This window comes from Geomonas paludis (genome assembly GCF_014193585.1).
GTDB lineage: Bacteria > Desulfobacterota > Desulfuromonadia > Geobacterales > Geobacteraceae > Geomonas > Geomonas paludis.
This window is the reverse complement of record NZ_BLXY01000001.1, coordinates 739,950-756,922: the sequence shown is the minus strand read 5'-3', so window position 1 is coordinate 756,922 and position 16,973 is coordinate 739,950. Positions and strand designations below refer to the sequence as shown.

Genomic DNA, 16,973 nt, shown 5'->3' with positions numbered 1-16,973 from the left:
GAGCGCGCTCCTTTAGCGGGTGCGGCGTCTATTCCTGGCCGTACGGCGCCACGGTGACCTTGTGCTGCTGACCGCTCAGGGTGACCGTGTAAGTTACGGGGCCGGTGATCTTGCCGGGGTGCCCCTCGGGGGTGCTGGTTTCGGAAGCACCGGTGGCAGGGTCCTTGCCGACGTTCCTCGGCCCCTCGTGTCTGCTGGCGAAGAACTTGGGCGCCACCTGCGGAAAGAGGGCATAGGTGAGCACGTCCTCGTCGCTGCCGTCGCATCCCTCCAGCGGCAGCGCCGCCGCCCGCAGCTTGTCCCATTCCGGCTCGAGCAGGTCCGCCGGGCGCACGGTGATGGGTTCCTTCTTGGCGTGCCGGCGCGCCATCTCTACCACCTCGGGGTTCAGCTCTCCCGGCGCCGCTCCGTAGTAGCCGAGCATCAGGTCCGCGAACTCGCCGGTCAGCACCTTGTAGCGCCCCATCAGCGTGTTCAGCACCGCCTGGGTCCCCACGATCTGGCTGGTGGGGGTCACTAGCGGAACGTAGCCGGTGTCCTTTCTCACCACCGGGATCTCGTCCAACACCTCGTGCATGCGATCGGCCGCCCCCTGCTGTTTCAACTGACTTTCCATGTTGGAGAGCATGCCGCCGGGGATCTGGCTCCTGAAGATCTCGGTCTCGACGCCAGTCACCGTGGAGAGGAACTCGCGGTAGCGCGGCAGGATCTTGGAGAAATGCTCTTTCACGCGCAGCATCCGGCCGAGGTCGATCCTGGTCGCGTTGCCGGTATGCTCCAGCATCTCGACGAAGCTCTCGGTCGGGTTGTGCCCCGGCCCCAGCGACATCGAACTTACCGCCGTGTCGACGCCGTCCACCCCCGCCTCCACCGCTTTCATGAGGCTCACCATGGTGACGCCGGTGGTGGCGTGGACGTGCAGCTGCACACGGGTCTGCTCGCCGCAATACTCTTTTATGCCGCGCACCAGTTCGTAGGCCGCCTGCGGCTTGATGAGCGCCGCCATGTCCTTGATGCAGATGGAATCGCACCCCATCTCCACCAGGCGCTTGGCCTGGTCCAGGTAGGCCTGGGTGGTGTGGATCGGGCTCACGGTGTAGGAGATGGCGCCTTGGGCGTGCTTGCCCGTCCGCTTCACGGCGTGGACCGAGCGCTCCAGGTTGCGCAGGTCGTTGAGCGCGTCGAAGAGGCGGAAGACGTCGATGCCGTTCTCCGCGCTCTTCTGGACGAAGCGGTCCACCACCTCGTCCTGGTAGTGCCGGTAGCCCAACAGGTTCTGGCCGCGCAGCAGCATCTGCAGCGGGGTCTTGGGCATGAGCGACTTGAAGGTGCGCAACCGCACCCACGGGTCCTCGTTGAGAAAGCGGATGCAGGCGTCGTAGGTGGCGCCCCCCCAGCACTCCAGGGACCAGAAGCCGGCGTTGTCGAGGTCCTCGCAGGCAGGAATCATGTCATCGATGCCCAGGCGGGTCGCTATCAGGCTCTGGTGGGCATCGCGCAGGGCCAGCTCGGTGATGTCGATGATTCGGTTCATGTCTCCCCCCTTGTCACGAAGGGATAGTGTACGGGAAGGAGACTCATTGGCAAGGGTTAATGTCGATTTTAAGGTGGACGAACGGAGGGGGCAACGACGGTCGCCGAGGCCAGCGGCAGGTGACGAACGGAGGGGGCAACGACGGTGGCCGAGGCCAGCGGCAGGTGGACGACATGGACAAAAGTGGACGCGGTGGACCCGGTGGACGGGGATCGCTGGGTGGACTAAAACTGAGGCTGCGGTGGGTCAGCGGGGAGCGCGGCGGGGCTAGACCGGCTAGACCGGCTAGCCTGGCTGCCCCGGCTGGCCGGCTGGGCTGGGCTGGGCTGGGCTGGGCTGGGCTGGGACGGCTACGCGGTCGCTAGGATGTCGCGGTAGAGGGCCAGATAGGCGCCGGCTTCTTTCTCGGGACAGCAACTGTCCCGCACCAGACACCTGCCGTTCTTCCCCAACCGGTCGCGCAGGTGGGCATCTGTCACCAGGTGCTCGGCCTTGCTGCAGAAATCGGCGGCACTGTGGTACACCAGGCCGGTGACTCCGTCCTTGATGATGGAACGGTTCCCCTCGATGTCGGAAACCAGGACGGGCTTGGCATAGGCAAGGGCCTCGAGAATCGTGTTGGCCATCCCTCCTTCGGTGACCGAGGTGTTCAACACCACATCGACGCGCCGGTACAGGTCTCCCATGGCGTCATGGGCGACCACACCGAGGTAACGGGCGAAGGGATACTGCTCCAGCGTTTCCATCACCTCCGCGGCATAGGCAGGCTCGAGCACGGGGCCCGCCAACTCCAGCCGCACCTGGGGGTAGCGCGCATGCAGCTCGGCCAGGGGGGCCAGCGGGAACATCACGTTCTTTACCGGACGCAGACCGGCGGGGAGCAGGAAAACAAATTCATCCCGCGCCGCAACGCCCGCCGGGGGAGCGTACTCAGTCGGGAGTTCCACCCCCTGGTGAATCAGGACGGTCCGCTCTTCGAGGCTCGGCAGGTGCTCACCCAGACGCTTCTTGACGCAGGCGTGAAAGGCCACCAGCCGCGAGGCGCGGCGCAGCGCGCCGTGCATCTCCAGACCGCGCTGGTCGCACAGCGCCTGGTAGATGTCGGTTCCCGTCAGGGTAATCAGGTACGGGATGCCGAGCGACTTGGACAGCGCGTACGCCACCCTGCCGCCGTGATAGGCATGAAAGGCGTGCAACAGCTGCGGCGCGAACTCCTCGACCTCCGCCTGCAGACGCTCACCCGCCAGCCGCCCCACCGGGAAAACCCGCACCTCGCACCCCAAGAGCCTCAGCTGCCCTTCGATACGTCTTACTGTGACGGCGTTGCCGGTTTCCGCGGGATAGTAGTTGGGGGCGATGATGCCGACACGCATGAAGAACCTCTGCTGAAGTTTTTGCCACGGCCATCATTAGAAATAACCGGCCGCTGCAGGTTCTGATAATAGCCGCAAAACCCGCAGTAGGCAAGGGATAAACCCCTTGCCTCACTTAAAGGATCATGGTACTTTAGCCGCATTCCGAGGTGCGACACATGAAAATTACCATCCTCGGCTCTGGTACTTCGACCGGGGTTCCCATGGTCGGCTGCCACTGCCAGGTCTGCGGTTCCTCTGACCCGCGCGACAAGAGAACACGTGCCTCCATCCTGGTCGAATCCTGCGGCCAACGCATCCTCGTCGATACCTCGACCGACTTGAGGATGCAGGCGCTGCGGGAAGGGATTCCGCAGATCGACGCCGTTCTGCTCACCCACACCCACGCCGACCACATCCATGGCATAGACGACTTGCGCGGCTTTCATTTCATCCACCGCAGGGTGATCCCGTGTTACGCCAGCCAGGAGACCATCGATCAGGTTCGCAGCAACTTCTCGTACATCTTCGAGGGGCTGCACTCCGAGGGATACTGGCCGCTCCTGGAGGCGTTCCCGGTTGCCGACCCCTTCGACCTGTTCGGCTGCCGCGTGACGCCGGTGCCGATCCGGCACGGTTCCTTCCTGTCCACCGGCTACCGGTTCGACAACGCTGCCTACCTCACCGACTGCAGCGAGATCCCGGAACAGTCGCTGGCCCTGTTACAGGGACTCGACCTGATGATCATCGACGGCCTGCGCTTTTCCCCGCACCCCAACCATTTCAACGTGGAGGGTGCGCTCAAGATCTCGGAAATCCTGAAGCCCCGACGCACCGTGCTGACCCACCTGACCCACGAGGTGCACCACAGCGACGCGGCGCGGCTCCCCCAGGGTGTTGAATTCGCCTACGACGGCATGACGGTCGAGCTTTGAAGACGAACCAAATGAACCTGAGAAACGGACGGAACTGATGTTCAGAGACATTCGGCTGCACGGCTATGCAAACGACCAGATCGAGTTCTACGCCATCACGGCGGGCAGCGAGGCGTACAACCGTTACTTCTTCAACACCGACCCCTCCGATCCCGACGAGATCCGCTTCTTCTCACCCGGCAACGAGTTCATCATCGGCAAGAACGGCATCAGCCACCGGGGCAACGGCGGATCCTTCTGCGAGTACATGTTCGGCGTGGACCAGCCCATCGCCGACCTCGCCAAGGAAGAGGTCTCCAACCGGCTCATCATCTACGGCACCCATTACGATCATAAAACTGGCACGCTGAGGTTCAGCGACCGCACCGAAGGGTATGTCAGCTACGACAAGATCTTCTTCGACGGCAACGCCATCTTCAACTACTTCTTCGCCCTCACCGGCGTCGACTTCTCCGGGCCGATGCACGACCAGCAGGAGCGCATCCTCCGGGTGCTGGGCAAAGCGCTCAAGCGCTCCGACGCCGTCGGGGAGGAACAGGACAACCTGATCATCCAGGAGATCCTGGACATCGTCGACGACCCCAACGCCCACCTCTTCCTGTTCAAGCTGATCAACATCCGGCACCGCGAGTACAGCGAGGCCTTCAAGTCGCTCTACTTCAACAACAAGAAGATCACCGACGCCGAGTTCCAGTCGCTGGCCCAGCTCGCCGAGCGCTACGGCATCGACCGTTACCAGCAGGAGCGCATCCGGATCGACGTGATGTACAAGCACCCGGACAACCGGCGCATCGTCGACGAATACAAGAACATCCTGATCGCTTGCAACAGGAAGGGCGAGATCAACAAGCTGGAGAACGCGCGCCTGACCCGCCTGAAGACGCTGTCGGTGCGCAACAAGATCCCGGGGGCGCTCTTCTACACCCTGGACGAGATGCTCAAGAAGGACAAGAAGCTGGTCGATCTCGAGGAGAGCAACTACATCTCCGAGACCAGGCAGATCCTGGAGGGGATGTTCCTTTCTGAGCGCCACATCGAGAGCACCATCGAGCCGGAGGACATGCTGAAGCTGCTCTTCGCCAAGAAGCAGGCGGCGGAGAACCGCGACCACGCCTTCGAGGAGATGCTGCTCGACGCCAGCAAGGCCTGCGACGAGAAGATCCGCGACGGCGCCGACATCTCGATCCTCGAGGGGTACTCGTACATCATCACCTACTTCGACCGCTACGACGCCACCTCCTCGGCCATCAACCAGCTGGCCTTCATGGAGAACGTGAGGATCTCGGAAGAGATGATCCGAAGCCTTCTGGGGAACAAGCACGCCTTCGACATGCTGGCCCCCCAATTGTTCACCAAGCTCTTCCTCTCCGGCATCTTCGAGGACAAGTACCTGGGGATCTACGGCAGGAAGAAGGTCAGCCACCTGGCCTCCGGCCTGAAACTCATCGAGGAGAACCGGCTTACCACCACGGCGCTCCTGGAGCAGCTGGTGCGCATCGACAGCGACGAGCGGCTGCACCTCACCCTGCTCGAGCACGTCAAGGACCGCATCCGCAACTTCTACTCGAAATACGCCACCAAGGCGGACCAGGACGCTCTCAAGAAGGAGCTCACCGAGGAGCTGCTCAACAAGAAGCTCATCGACGACGAGATCCCGGACCACCTGTTCCGCGAGGCCATCCTCACCATCAAGAAAGAGGCAGTGTACATTCACAACCTGCTGCCGCAGATCATCCTGGAGAAGAACTCGTCGCTGCGTGAGGACTTCCTGGAGAACTCCGGCCTGGACCGCTTCTACGTCGAGGAACTGGAGCGCGAATTCTTCGAACTGAACGGCCTGAACCTCGAGGAGCTGTACCAGATCAGGAAAGGGTTCAACTAAAAAGCGGGGGCGAATGATTATTCGCCCCTACACGCCCTGTCACGCCCTGTCACGCCCTGTCACCGCCTGCCACCAGCCCTGTCACCGCCTGCCACCAGCCCTGCCACCGGCTGCTGCGGCGCCACCAACTCCCATCAACTCCCATCAACTCCCATCACTCCCATCACTCCCATCACTCCCATCACTCCCATCACTCCTTGACACCCGCCGCCATTTCCACTACTGTCGCACAGTGTGTATTTTTTCTACTCAGGGGAGCACATGTCCGCGACAGAGCTGCAACTTAAGACCTTAGGCGACCGCATCGCCTCCTTCGGCAAAGAGAACCTCGATGAAATGCTGCACCTGGTCGGCGAAGGGGCGCGACTGGTCTCGGACCAGGAACGGGTGCGCATCTACCTCGAAGACCTGACCCGCGGCGCGCTCTCCTGCGCCTTCGCCTGCGGCAGCTTCGCCGCCGAAATCCGCGAGGCAACCTTCCCCATCATCTCCGCCGAGGCCGGCGTCTCCAATACCTTCGTCACCCAGATGCCGTCCCAGTTCCTGCTCCCGGCCGAGAGCGGGCTTCCACTGGACCAGGACTTTTCCCGGCGCTTCAACATCGACGGCACCACCATGCTCCCCATAACCAACGACGGCAAGTCGATCGGCGTGGTCTGCGTGGACGGCGAACTCCTGTCCCGGGACCGGATCGAGATGCTGGTGCCGTTCCTGGCCAGGGCCGGCGAGCGGGTGGACCACGCCCGCAAGTACCACCAGCAGTTGCTGCTGGCGCGCCGGGTCGAGGTCTACAAGAGAAGGGAGGCAGCGGGCTTCATGGTGCGCTCGGCTGTTAACCTGATCGATGGGCTCACCCTCGCCTCGGTGCTGGTGCCGGCTCGCGGCGGCATGGAAGTGCTGGCAAGCCACGCCGAGGACGCGGACCTCAAGACTCGCTACGACAACGTCGGCAGCATCGACCTGAAACACGGCACCTCGCTCGTGTCGCGCTACGTCAACGAGGCCGGGGTGGTAACCGACGACCAACTCCTGCAGCCGCTCTTCATCGCCGACCTCCAGGATCAGACCATCCAGCGCCGTGCGCTCACCGAGGAGATGGGGCTGAGGACGCTCTACATGGTGCCTCGCATCGAGCCCGGCACGCGGCGGCTCATCTGCCTGATCAACTACTTCACCCGTCAGCTGGCCAGCTTCTCCGAATTCGAGGAAGGCCTGCTGCAGACCCACGCCGAGATGGTGGAGCGGGTCATCAACGAGGTCGGTGGCGAGCACCTCGAGATCAAGGTCCTCTCCGAGATCTCCGACCTGCTGCAGGAACGCAACGAGGGGCTGCATCCCTTCCTGACCAAGGTGCTCTCCAAGGCCACCGAGTTGATCGGCGCGGATACCGGCAGCATCGCCATCGTGCAGGAGCGCGAGGGTGAGAAGTACCTGGTGGTCGAGAACGAGGAAGGGACCATCGTCGGCGCCAAGAACAAGGAATGGCTGAAAAAGAAAATCCCTCCCTTCAAGATCGGCGGCAGCGATCTTCCGGCGCAGGAGCGCAGTCTCACCGGCTACGTAGCCTGGACCAAAGAACCGAAGATCATCGGGCAGGTTGCGGATCCCACGCAGCACGAGGGGTTCCACCGCCCCATGAACGAGCTGATCAAGAGCGAGATGGCGGTGCCGGTGATCAGCGACGACGAGGTGATCGCTGTCATCTGCCTCAACTCGCTGCAGGAGGGGTACTTCACCGAAGAGCACAAGCGCATTCTGCAGATCATCGACCGCCTCACCTCGCGGCACATATCCGACATCCAGCGCATCGAGCGGCTGCAGTCCGAGGTGAACAAGCTGCAAAGCGACATCGCTTACAAGGACCCCAAGGTGTCCTCGTATCGCCTGGGCAACATCATCGGCAACAGCCGCAAGGCCCAGGAGATCGTCGCCTTCATCAACACCGTGTCGCAGCCCCTGTCCAACCGCATCGCCCTCTGGAGCCGGCACGTGTTGCAGGAAGCCACCATCGGCCTCCCCTCCATCCTGGTGCTCGGTCCCACCGGCGCGGGGAAGGAGTTCTTCTTCAACAACCTGTACAACAAGCTCAACGAGCTGTACCGGCAGCAGATCAACCCTGACGGCGAACTGCCGGTCAAGAAGACCAACATCGCCGCCTACAGCGGGGATCTCACCTACTCCGAACTCTTCGGGCACATCAAGGGAGCCTTTACCGGTGCCTACAGCGACAGGAAAGGGATATTGGAAGAGGCCTCCGGCGGCATCGTCTTCCTGGACGAAATCGGCGACGCCGACCCCAAGACCCAGGTACAGCTGCTGCGCTTTCTGGACAACGGAGGTTTCGTGCGCCTCGGTGAGAACCGGGAGCGGATCAGCCGCGTCCTCTTGGTAGCCGCCACCAACAAAGATTTGAGGAAGGAAATCGCGCTCGGCAATTTCCGTGAGGACCTGTACCACCGCCTCACCGAGCTCTCCGTCGTGGTGCCGTCCCTGAACGAACGGCGCGAAGACATCCCCGACCTCTCCACCCACTTCCTGGGCAAGCTCTACCGGACCTACAGAAGCACCGAGGAGGCCGGGCGCGACGACGAGCCGAGCCTTTCCAAGGATGCCAAGGAGGCGCTGGTGGGCCATAACTACAAGGGGAACATCCGAGAGCTGAGGAGTATCCTCTTGCGCGCCCTGTTCTTCAGGACCGGCAAGATGGTGACGGGAGAGGACATCAGGAAGGCCATCAGGGACGGATCGCGCGAGCAGGTGGTCCCGGCGTTCGAGTTGCTGGCCGAGGAAGTGGCCAGCGACATCCTGAGCGACATCGAGGCAGGGAAAGACTTCTGGGAGGCCGTGTACGAGCCCTACTCGCAGAGCAGGATATCCAAGGACGTGGTGCGGCTGGTCGTGGAGAGAAGCCGGAGTGTTGCCGGCAAGAGCATGCCCGAAGTCGCCCGGCACCTGAAAGCCGTCACCGGCTCCCCGCAGGAGGACGAAGAAGAGAGGAAGCGGTTCTTTCGGTTTAAGAACTTCCTTTACAAAACCGTGAAGATTTGACCCCTTTTGAAGGAGTGTCAAACAAGGATATTTATCAATAAAAAACAATTACTTACACGTTGACACCGCCATAAAGACCCGCTAATCTGTAAGCCAGATTGAGCGGGTTTTTTACTGATCTTCGTACCCATATCGTACCCAGCCCCCCTCTTTCTGGACCTGGGTACGATAAAAATATTCTAATGGTGGTGCCAATGCCAAAGATCAAGTTTACCAAGTCGGCGCTGGAAAAGCTGGCAGCCCCTCCCGGGGAGCGGGTGGATTATTTCGACACCGAGACACGCGGCCTGGGGTTGAGGGTGGGCAACTCGTCCAAGACCTTCTTCGTGAAGGTCGACATCCGCGATGCTGCCTCGAAGACCGGATACCGCAGCGTGCGCAAGACGCTGGGTCGGTTCGGAGAGATCACACTGGAACAGGCGCGCAAGGAGATCCAGGGGTATGACGACCGCGACAAGGGGTTTGTCCCCGGACTGCGCCTCGAGATCAAGCGGGGGCAGACCAGGATGCACGGGGCTGACGTCACCCTGGCGCAGATGCTGGAGGCGTACTTTCTGGAGAAGAAGACTGCGGAAGGGAACAGCTACAAACCATCAACCGTCAGGGGGTACACCAACATCGTCACCCGCCACTTCGAAACCTGGCTCTCCCTCCCCCTAACCGAGATCGGGAAACTGACACCGGAGGTGGTCATCGACCGTTACCGGCAGGCCGAAATAGGGCACGGCCCCTACGGCGCCAGAAACGCATTCGTCATGCTTGCGGCGATCATCAATTATGCTCGGGTGAAATACCCGGGTGTGGTCGCCACGAATCCGCTGGCCGTGCTGCGTTTCGGCAAGCACATGAAGAAGATCCAGACGAGGACCGAGCGGCTGGAGGGGAAGGAATTCCAGGTCTTCTACCAGGGGCTCCAGAAGTTCAACGAGAACATCCGGGACTGCTACCTGTTCTGCCTCTACCAGGGCCTGAGAAGCCAGGAAGCTGCCACCCTGCGCTGGGAGTACGTCAACCTGGACCGGCTGACCCTGACCATCCCCGACACCAAGAACCGCAGGCCGCTCTACGCCCCGCTCTGCCGCCAGTCGCTGGAGATCTTGGAGCGGCGGCTCGCGCAGCGCGAGGAGGGATGTCCGTTCGTATTCCCGGCGGTGAAGACCGTTCGCTACAGCACCAACAAGACCGGGCACGTGAGGCTCATGGCTACCGCGCTTAAACTCAACACAGGGTTGAACATCACCGTGCACGGCCTGCGCCGAACCTTCATAACCACGGCCCGGCGGCTGAAGATCTTCGAGGACGCCGACCGGCTTACCAACCACGTGGACAGCACTGTCTCGGGAAGGCACTACGATGCGACTGACGTTGAGGATTTGCGCAGGCCCCTTCAGACCATTGCCAGCGAACTCGAAAGGCTCATGAAGGAGGGGGCAGCTAAAGTGCTTCGGTTGCATTGAGAAGAGCATGTAAAGGCGAATATCGCACAGGGCTGTGCGTGCACAGACGGCGTAGCGCTGCGAGTTAAAGTATGTCAGTAACAATACTTCTAACTAAGCTCTATAGAACAAAAAGAATTTTCCGTATAGGCACCTGGATTTTGTAAAAATGTACGCAAAGATACCCTAACTAAGTTTGTTAAGGTGCAAAACATCTCTTTGCTTATGGCTTTAGTACAACCTTCATGTACTAGCTTGGATCTAGCCGCATATATCTGTTTCACTTCTTTAAAAACGGTATCCTTCTCTCCATAACCAGTCTCATTTAGAGTTTTAGCAACCCTCAAACAGAGCCTAAATTGTAGTTCTATATTGACGCCAGGTAGGTACAGTGATTCTAAAGCAATTGTTAGCAAGAGAAACCTAACATCCAAGGGTACTTTTCCACCTTGCAAGGCCCTATCATAAAGACTTGCCACTAGTGAAAACCTCCCATTTCCCCACATATTTTGGATTTCAAAATATAGCTGTTGAATTTCAGGAAAGTGTTTTTGTTCAAAATAAATATAGTTAAAAGGGCCCTGGAGTGGGTAGTTCAGCGTAAACTTGATATATGTATCGGAAAACCCAGCATAACAACCCGAGGAGGTTGGGCAGAAAATCTTCAACGCGAGATTGAGCATCTGTACAATTTGGTCGTGATCTTGCGCTTCCGTCTCCACATGTACAACATAGTTAGAGGCCTGCATATCGCTACTCCCGTCAAACAAGCCGCGATTAAACAAAGCCTCATTTGGATACATTCCTTTGCTTGTGTCAGAATGTGACTTTGAATAAATAGTCACATGTGCAATCTGTGTATCAAATGCATATTTCACATTTTTTAGTCCAAAAAACGTTTCTCTCTCCGCCTGAGTTATTTTTCTGATATCAATACATTCTGTCAGTTTATAAGGTTCGAGATTTTCGTTTCTTAAAAGTATCGGATATGTGTATTTTTTTACCATAGCTAGAACCTCTTATGACTAAAAACATCAAAGAGATCAGGCCTGCTTGTGGCAACACAGGCCTGAGTTCAAGTTCACTTTTTCACGGGTGGTTTAGGTGTAGGTTGTGGCACACTGATCCCAAACGGCGACCTAACATTTCTTATTGGTGGTGGTTGTGGCGGTGGGGGCGGATCGTTACTCATCACTCCTCCTTTAATGACTTTGTTGTTTGTTAAGGTTTCACAGGTTGGTTGATTTTCACGCCTTCTTTTATTATTCGCTTGGGTGGCGGTTGTGGAGGTGGTGGCGCAGTGTCCTGATTTTTTGGCATAAGGTTTCCTTTTAGCTCGATAGGCCCACTTATCCTTACTATAGTTGTTTTATCCTTGTGCTCTTTATCCATTTGCCCCAAATGGAATGGAACAAATGACAAAAAAGCAAACACACAACTTAGAACAATGAACTTATTAGTAAAGTGCAAAAATAAGCCCCTTCTGTCGTTATTTTCGGTGTTGTTTGTTGAACATTCGATGTAATATTTTTGCAGATATTCCGTAAAATATCTTTCTACTAAATTATCACTATCAGAGAACTCCTTATAGGTTTCTATCAGTAACAACCTGTATTTCTCAGTCTCTGCAGCCGATGGCAAAAAGGAATACTCGTACCCATAATATGAGCGGATCAAGTACACTAAACCAGTCATAATTGTTATTGCGCTCAGAATGTAAAGAAAAACAAAAAAGCCCAGACATACTTTGTCGCCAGAATTTATAAAGTTCCTGAACATAAATGCCAAAAAACCTACAACAGACATCAAAATAGCTAAGGGGACCTGAATCCTTGAATTCAGCTTTTCTCTCATTTCAATTTCATGGAAGTAGAGTTTCTCGTAAAAGCCAAAAAGGTCAGATGCATTCATCGGTGGCTCCATAGCTCAAAGTATCTCAACTCCTCCCTGAAGCGCCAGGTAGGCTTACCTACCTTGGGTTAGCCTCAACCACTACACAAGATTAAGTGATTTCCACAGCCCATGGTGAAGGACAATAGTCACTTCTTTATTAAAAGAAGAATTTCTGTTTCTGAATTTAAACTCATACCTGTCATTTTGCCATTTGCATCCGATTGCACTACAGTCGTACAAAGCCTCTAATATCTCTACTATAGTCGTGAGATCTAAAATTGAGTTTTCTTTTGATATTCTATCTAAAAGATCTAGTTTAAACTCCCTTAACTTTGCTATATTTAGCAGTGATACAAACTGCTCAAACTTTTCAAACTCTACATAACCAACCACTTCGTCTTTGATTTCCGGCATAAAATACTCCAAGGAGTAGTGCCTTAGGCCACTCAAAATATTACTTCTACTAAACTTATTTCCTTGATAAAAAGGCTGGAGGTTTGCGAGTAACTGTAAAAAATCTCTTGGCGTGTGCCTGGTATTGTCTAACAAAAAATGTGCAATGACTTTTTCGTTAAAAGTGTTTGGGAAGTATGTTGAGAAGATATCGATCTCACCTTTAACTGCTATACCTGCTCTAAGGTTTGCCAACCTGACAAGCATCGAGTTCTCTGGGTCTCGGGGGTCATGATACCAATCTAAAACAATCGCTGAGTCTTGTTTAATTTTGTTTTTATTCGGACCTGGCAACCTTTCATACAACTCTGATCTGCATAGCACTATAATCTTGACATTTGTTCTATCTCTAGCAAATGCATAATTGATTTTATTTACTTCATATACCAAAGCTGAAAGCGACGTGTACTGCAATTCCCTCGTTGTAAGTACGTCATCCAGCCCATCTAGGACTATTAAATGTTTTTTTGTTGCAATAAACCCTTTAATCATATCATTGAGCGATTCAATTATATGAAGGAATAAGAGGTCATTATCTTTTATTTCGGTTTTATCTTCTCTCATGTACTCAATTACTTTTGGTAATTGGACTTTAAAAGAACTCTTTGAAGACTTCACTACAAGTTGTTTCAAATCTTCAGTTGGCAATAGCCCTAATTGTTGTAACCTTTCTACTTTTTCTCGAAAGCCGTTGTTTTCACTATAATAAAATGCTGCATCTTTAACCAATGATCCGATGATTAATAGATTAATTAGATATGACCAAGTCGAAGGATATTTGGCTTCTGGTTCTGCTTGGCCACTGAATATCTTTGCGAAGCTTTTAAATGGAAAATCCCCAAGATGTTGTATTTTTGCTATGTATTTTGAGGTCTGATCTTCTGGAAAAGACTCCAGTCTAATTTTTTCCGCAATAGTCGATTTCCCTGACCCTTTATACCCAAGGACAAGAAATCTATCCTCATCCCTTAGTTTTTTAAGGACATTTCCCTTATCTATAAAGCCCATCCTCAACAATTCAGGAATATGTGCCCCTTCCTGTTCACCAGTGGCCTTTCCAAAGTTAATTTCATCATACTTCATAACAGCTCCTTTTCGGATTACTAAAACCTATTAGGGATTTCCACGCAGGCGCAGCATATCATGACATCTTAATTAGCAACAATAAGAAACTTCTTTTTATCTTGGCAAGACACCGATCTTTGCTAAATTTTGCAAGTCTTCTCCACTTTACCGGTGGCGACCAGCAAGGGGGACCAGCCATGATGTCCATCTCACCCAGCATGACTGCGGGACACGCCGGCGGATACTTCTCCAGAGAGGACTACTATCTGGGCGGCGATTCCTTGGGGGAAAACTCGCTTTGGGTCGGCAAGGGGAGCCAGGATCTTGGACTTCACGGCCCGGTCCGGGAGGAGGAGTTCCGCGCCCTGTGCCGGGGGGAGGACCCTGCCGGTAATCGCCTCGTGTCCTTCAGGCTTTCCCGGAACCCGGATACGGGGGCGCTCGTAGAGCGGCACCGGGCCGGGAACGACCTGACCTTTTCAGCGCCGAAGTCGGTTTCCATCGCCTACGTCGCTGGAGTGTCCGGAATCAAGGAGGCGCACGACGCGGCGGTGCTCTCGGTGCTCTCCCACGTGGAGGAGCATTACTGCCACTACCGTACCCCCGGCGGCATCAGAAACGGCGGCATGGTGGCCGCGAAATTCGACCATGCCACCTCGAGGAACATCGACCCGCAGCTGCACTCCCACGTCTTCGCGCTGAATGTGGTCCATGCCCAGGATGGAAGCTGGAAGGCCAACGAGCCGAAGGCGATCTTCCAGGACCAGAGATCCCTCGGGCTTTTGTACCGGCAGGCGCTCGCCTGCGAGCTTGCCTCGAAGGGATTCGGGCTCGAGGTCCAGGACCGGGCCGAGATGTACTTTGAGCTCAAGAGCGTTGACCCGCAGCTGGTCGGACATTTTTCCTCGCGCCGGGTGGAGATCGAGCGCCAGGTGGAGGAGTGGCAGGCGCAGGGGCTGTACCAGGGTGTGTCGCATGCCCGGCTCTACGAGATGGCCTGCCAGGGGACCAAGGATCCCAAGCGCGACCTCTCCCGCGAGGAAGTCTCCGGGATCTTCGCCCGGGGTTTCGAGGCCTGCGGCACGTCGCCGGAGCTGGTGCGCCTGGAACTGGAGGAGGGGCGGAGCCTCGCGCCGGCATTTGAGGGCGAGGCTCCCTCGCGGGTGATCGAGCGGGCGGTCCGGGAGCTCACCGAGCGCGAGGCGGTACTGGACCGGGCCAGGGTGCTGGACGAGGCGGTGCGGATCTCCGGGGGAGCCCACACGATTCCGGAGCTGAACCAGGCCCTGGACGGGGGGACGCCCGAAGTGCTTCCCCTCGGGCGGGATGCCAAGGGCCGCGAATACTACACGACGTTGGAGATGCGCGACCTGGAGCGCCGCAACCTGGAGCGGATCTCCGAGCTTGAGCCGCGTGCCGCCTTCGTTGCCGCGCCCGAGGTGGAGCGCTTTCTCGGCCGGCTCGCGGCAGAGGGGGTAGAGCCTACGCGCGGCCAGAAAAGGGAGATTGTGAACGAGCTGACCGGGAGCCGTGGCGTCGCTCTCACCATGGGGGATCCGGGAACCGGGAAGACCTCGACGCTCGGGCTGATCGAGCGCTTCAACGAGGAGGAGCTGCGCCCCGAGGGGCGCACGCACCTCTCCATCAACCTCTCCTATACCGGGAAAGCGGCGCGGGAACTTTCACTCGCCACCGGCAGACCCGCCTGCACCATCCACAGTTTCGAAAAGGAGAATCCGGCTTCCAAATTTGCCCTACAGAGGCAAAACGGGGAGCCACCCATGGTAGTGATAAGGAGTGAAAAAATTCTCATGCCAGTGGGGCCACAGCAGCAGGTGGTGATCCGGGTGGACGAGGCGGGGTTTCTCGGGGCGAGGCAGACCGAGCGCCTGCTCGCCGTAGTCCGGGAGCTGGGGAAGAGCGGTGTGCAGGTGAAGCTGCACCTTCTGGGCGACGCGAAGCAGATGCCGGGGATCCAGGCGGGGAACCTGCTTGGCCCCCTGCAGAGGCTCGGTGCCAGGGGGGAGATCGACAGCGCGCGCTTGACCGACATCCTGCGGCAGAGGGACCCGGGGCTCCTCGAGATCGCGCGCGGGTTGAACCGGATGGACCGGCCGCTGGCCGAGAACGCACAGAGGGCGCTGCGCACCCTTCAAGGGCGCCGGGAGGTCGTGGAGATCGCCGACCAGGCCCAGCTCAGGAACGCGGTGGTCAGGCACTACCTGGAGGAGAGCAAAAAGCCTTCCAGGCACCCCCGGCGGATGGAGTCGGGAGAACCGCAGCGCGTGCTCCTTTTGACCAGCACCAACGCGGCGCGCAGGGAGCTGAACAGCGAGATCAGGAGGGAGCGGATCAGCACCGGCGAGATTGCCGAGGGGAACCCCTATGCCGTGCTGGTTCCGGTGCGCCAGGGGGTCACGGTGGAAGGTTACCGGGTCGGGGATACCGTCCTCTTCTGTGGCGAGACGCGACCGGACGGACACGTGGAGCGCTGGGGGACTCGTCTCAACACGGAGGCGAAGGTCACGGGGATAAACCGGGAACGGAACCTCGTGCAGGTGACCTACTCCTTCGATACCAAGAAGCACGACGGGCGCGAGCTCTCCCGTACCGTGACCAAAGAATTCTCCGCCGCCGACATGGCGGGGAAGACTGCCCTGTATCGCGAAGAGGAGCGGCACCTCTCGGCCGGGGACAGGATCGTGCTCTTGAAGAACGACTCCAGGCTTGACGTGCAAAACGGCACCTTGGGCACCATCCGCGAGATCGACCCTGCAGGGGGCGCGCTGCTCGATCTTGACGGGCGGGAGGTGCGGATCGACCTCAAGCGCTACCGGCACCTGGACCATGCCTACGCGCTCACCATCTACAAGAGCCAGGGCGCCACGGTGGAGCACTCGATCCTGTACGCACCGTGCCGCAGCGAGGAGGCTAAAACGCGGCCGGCGGAGGAGCGGCAGGCGGCACCGGAAGAGCAGTACGGGAGGACGACCTACAACGCCCTGAACGTCGCCGTGACGCGGGCGCAGTACGGCACCCGCATCTTCACCAACTCTATGGAGGGACTCGCGCGTTCAGTGGAAACGGTGGAGGAAAAGAGCACGACGCTGCAGGGGAGATTTGCCGGGAACGAGCGGCGGCTCGGGGAGAAGATCGGCAAGCAGGAGCCTGCAGTGCAGGTTCCCGCTGCGAGGCCAGGAACTCCGCTTCCGGTGCCGTCTCCGGCGAAGGAAATCGCAGCGGTCCAGAAGGTGGCGGGAAGGGAACTCGAACTTACCCTGCCGAGAGGGTTCGGCTCGAAGCTGGAGAGGTGATTCAGCTCCCTCTTGGTGGCATCGGCACGGGGTTTTCCATACGGCGCAAGGATACTGCGGG

The 16,973-nt window shown here is 57.7% G+C and carries 10 protein-coding genes; 5 read left to right on the top strand and 5 right to left on the bottom strand.

Annotated features, from left to right (window positions below):
- Positions 1 to 28: 28 nt before the first annotated feature.
- Together H7687_RS03010 and H7687_RS03005 are read right to left on the bottom strand one after the other, a co-directional pair.
- A complete protein-coding gene (locus tag H7687_RS03010; protein ID WP_183344960.1) occupies positions 29 to 1,534 on the bottom strand; it encodes a methylmalonyl-CoA carboxytransferase subunit 5S in 1,506 nt (501 codons plus the stop codon).
- 350 nt (positions 1,535 to 1,884) lie between these two features.
- Complete coding sequence (locus H7687_RS03005) at positions 1,885 to 2,907, bottom strand: GPMC system family 4 glycosyltransferase (protein WP_183344958.1); 1,023 nt, start codon at positions 2,905 to 2,907, stop codon at positions 1,885 to 1,887.
- Between the two features lie 158 nt (positions 2,908 to 3,065).
- On the opposite strand from H7687_RS03005, the gene H7687_RS03000 reads away from it, so the two are divergent.
- The 4 genes from H7687_RS03000 to H7687_RS02985 all read left to right on the top strand — a co-directional run bounded on the left by H7687_RS03000 (position 3,066) and on the right by H7687_RS02985 (position 10,208).
- Positions 3,066 to 3,821 carry a GPMC system MBL fold metallohydrolase gene (locus H7687_RS03000; RefSeq protein WP_183344956.1) on the top strand — a complete coding sequence of 252 codons (756 nt, stop codon included), beginning with the start codon at positions 3,066 to 3,068 and terminating at the stop codon, positions 3,819 to 3,821.
- A gap of 37 nt (positions 3,822 to 3,858) precedes the next feature.
- The gene (locus H7687_RS02995; protein ID WP_183344954.1) at positions 3,859 to 5,703 is read left to right on the top strand and encodes a TIGR04442 family protein; all 1,845 of its coding nucleotides are present in this window, start codon (positions 3,859 to 3,861) and stop codon (positions 5,701 to 5,703) included.
- A gap of 261 nt (positions 5,704 to 5,964) precedes the next feature.
- A complete protein-coding gene (locus H7687_RS02990; protein ID WP_183344952.1) occupies positions 5,965 to 8,751 on the top strand; it encodes a GPMC system transcriptional regulator in 2,787 nt (928 codons plus the stop codon).
- Between the two features lie 194 nt (positions 8,752 to 8,945).
- The gene (locus H7687_RS02985; RefSeq protein WP_183344950.1) at positions 8,946 to 10,208 is read left to right on the top strand and encodes a tyrosine-type recombinase/integrase; all 1,263 of its coding nucleotides are present in this window, start codon (positions 8,946 to 8,948) and stop codon (positions 10,206 to 10,208) included.
- An 89-nt stretch (positions 10,209 to 10,297) separates the two neighbouring features.
- Here H7687_RS02985 and H7687_RS02980 read toward each other — a convergent pair whose 3' ends face one another.
- From H7687_RS02980 to H7687_RS02970, 3 genes are all read right to left on the bottom strand, one after another.
- Positions 10,298 to 11,194 carry a HEPN domain-containing protein gene (locus H7687_RS02980; protein WP_183344949.1) on the bottom strand — a complete coding sequence of 299 codons (897 nt, stop codon included), beginning with the start codon at positions 11,192 to 11,194 and terminating at the stop codon, positions 10,298 to 10,300.
- A gap of 214 nt (positions 11,195 to 11,408) precedes the next feature.
- Positions 11,409 to 12,098, bottom strand: coding sequence for a hypothetical protein (locus tag H7687_RS02975; protein ID WP_183344947.1), 690 nt, complete (start codon positions 12,096 to 12,098; stop codon positions 11,409 to 11,411).
- A gap of 81 nt (positions 12,099 to 12,179) precedes the next feature.
- Positions 12,180 to 13,616: a P-loop ATPase, Sll1717 family gene (locus tag H7687_RS02970; RefSeq protein ID WP_183344945.1), complete on the bottom strand. Its 1,437-nt coding sequence runs from the start codon at positions 13,614 to 13,616 to the stop codon at positions 12,180 to 12,182.
- A 179-nt stretch (positions 13,617 to 13,795) separates the two neighbouring features.
- Here H7687_RS02970 and mobF point away from each other — a divergent pair, with 179 nt between their 5' ends.
- Positions 13,796 to 16,912 (top strand): MobF family relaxase, encoded by a 3,117-nt coding sequence (gene mobF / locus H7687_RS02965; protein WP_183344943.1) that lies wholly within the window; start codon positions 13,796 to 13,798, stop codon positions 16,910 to 16,912.
- Positions 16,913 to 16,973: the final 61 nt, after the last annotated feature.

Excerpts from the sequence above, each read along its gene's own strand:
- H7687_RS02980 (WP_183344949.1), bottom strand. The coding sequence starts at position 11,194 with ATGGTAAAAAAATACACATATCCGATACTTTTAAGAAACGAAAATCTC.
- H7687_RS02975 (WP_183344947.1), bottom strand. The coding sequence starts at position 12,098 with ATGAATGCATCTGACCTTTTTGGCTTTTACGAGAAACTCTACTTCCAT.
- mobF (WP_183344943.1), top strand. The coding sequence starts at position 13,796 with ATGATGTCCATCTCACCCAGCATGACTGCGGGACACGCCGGCGGATAC.
- H7687_RS02990 (WP_183344952.1), top strand. The coding sequence starts at position 5,965 with ATGTCCGCGACAGAGCTGCAACTTAAGACCTTAGGCGACCGCATCGCC.
- H7687_RS03000 (WP_183344956.1), top strand. The coding sequence starts at position 3,066 with ATGAAAATTACCATCCTCGGCTCTGGTACTTCGACCGGGGTTCCCATG.
- H7687_RS03010 (WP_183344960.1), bottom strand. The coding sequence starts at position 1,534 with ATGAACCGAATCATCGACATCACCGAGCTGGCCCTGCGCGATGCCCAC.
- H7687_RS02970 (WP_183344945.1), bottom strand. The coding sequence starts at position 13,616 with ATGAAGTATGATGAAATTAACTTTGGAAAGGCCACTGGTGAACAGGAA.
- H7687_RS02995 (WP_183344954.1), top strand. The coding sequence starts at position 3,859 with ATGTTCAGAGACATTCGGCTGCACGGCTATGCAAACGACCAGATCGAG.
- H7687_RS02985 (WP_183344950.1), top strand. The coding sequence starts at position 8,946 with ATGCCAAAGATCAAGTTTACCAAGTCGGCGCTGGAAAAGCTGGCAGCC.
- H7687_RS03005 (WP_183344958.1), bottom strand. The coding sequence starts at position 2,907 with ATGCGTGTCGGCATCATCGCCCCCAACTACTATCCCGCGGAAACCGGC.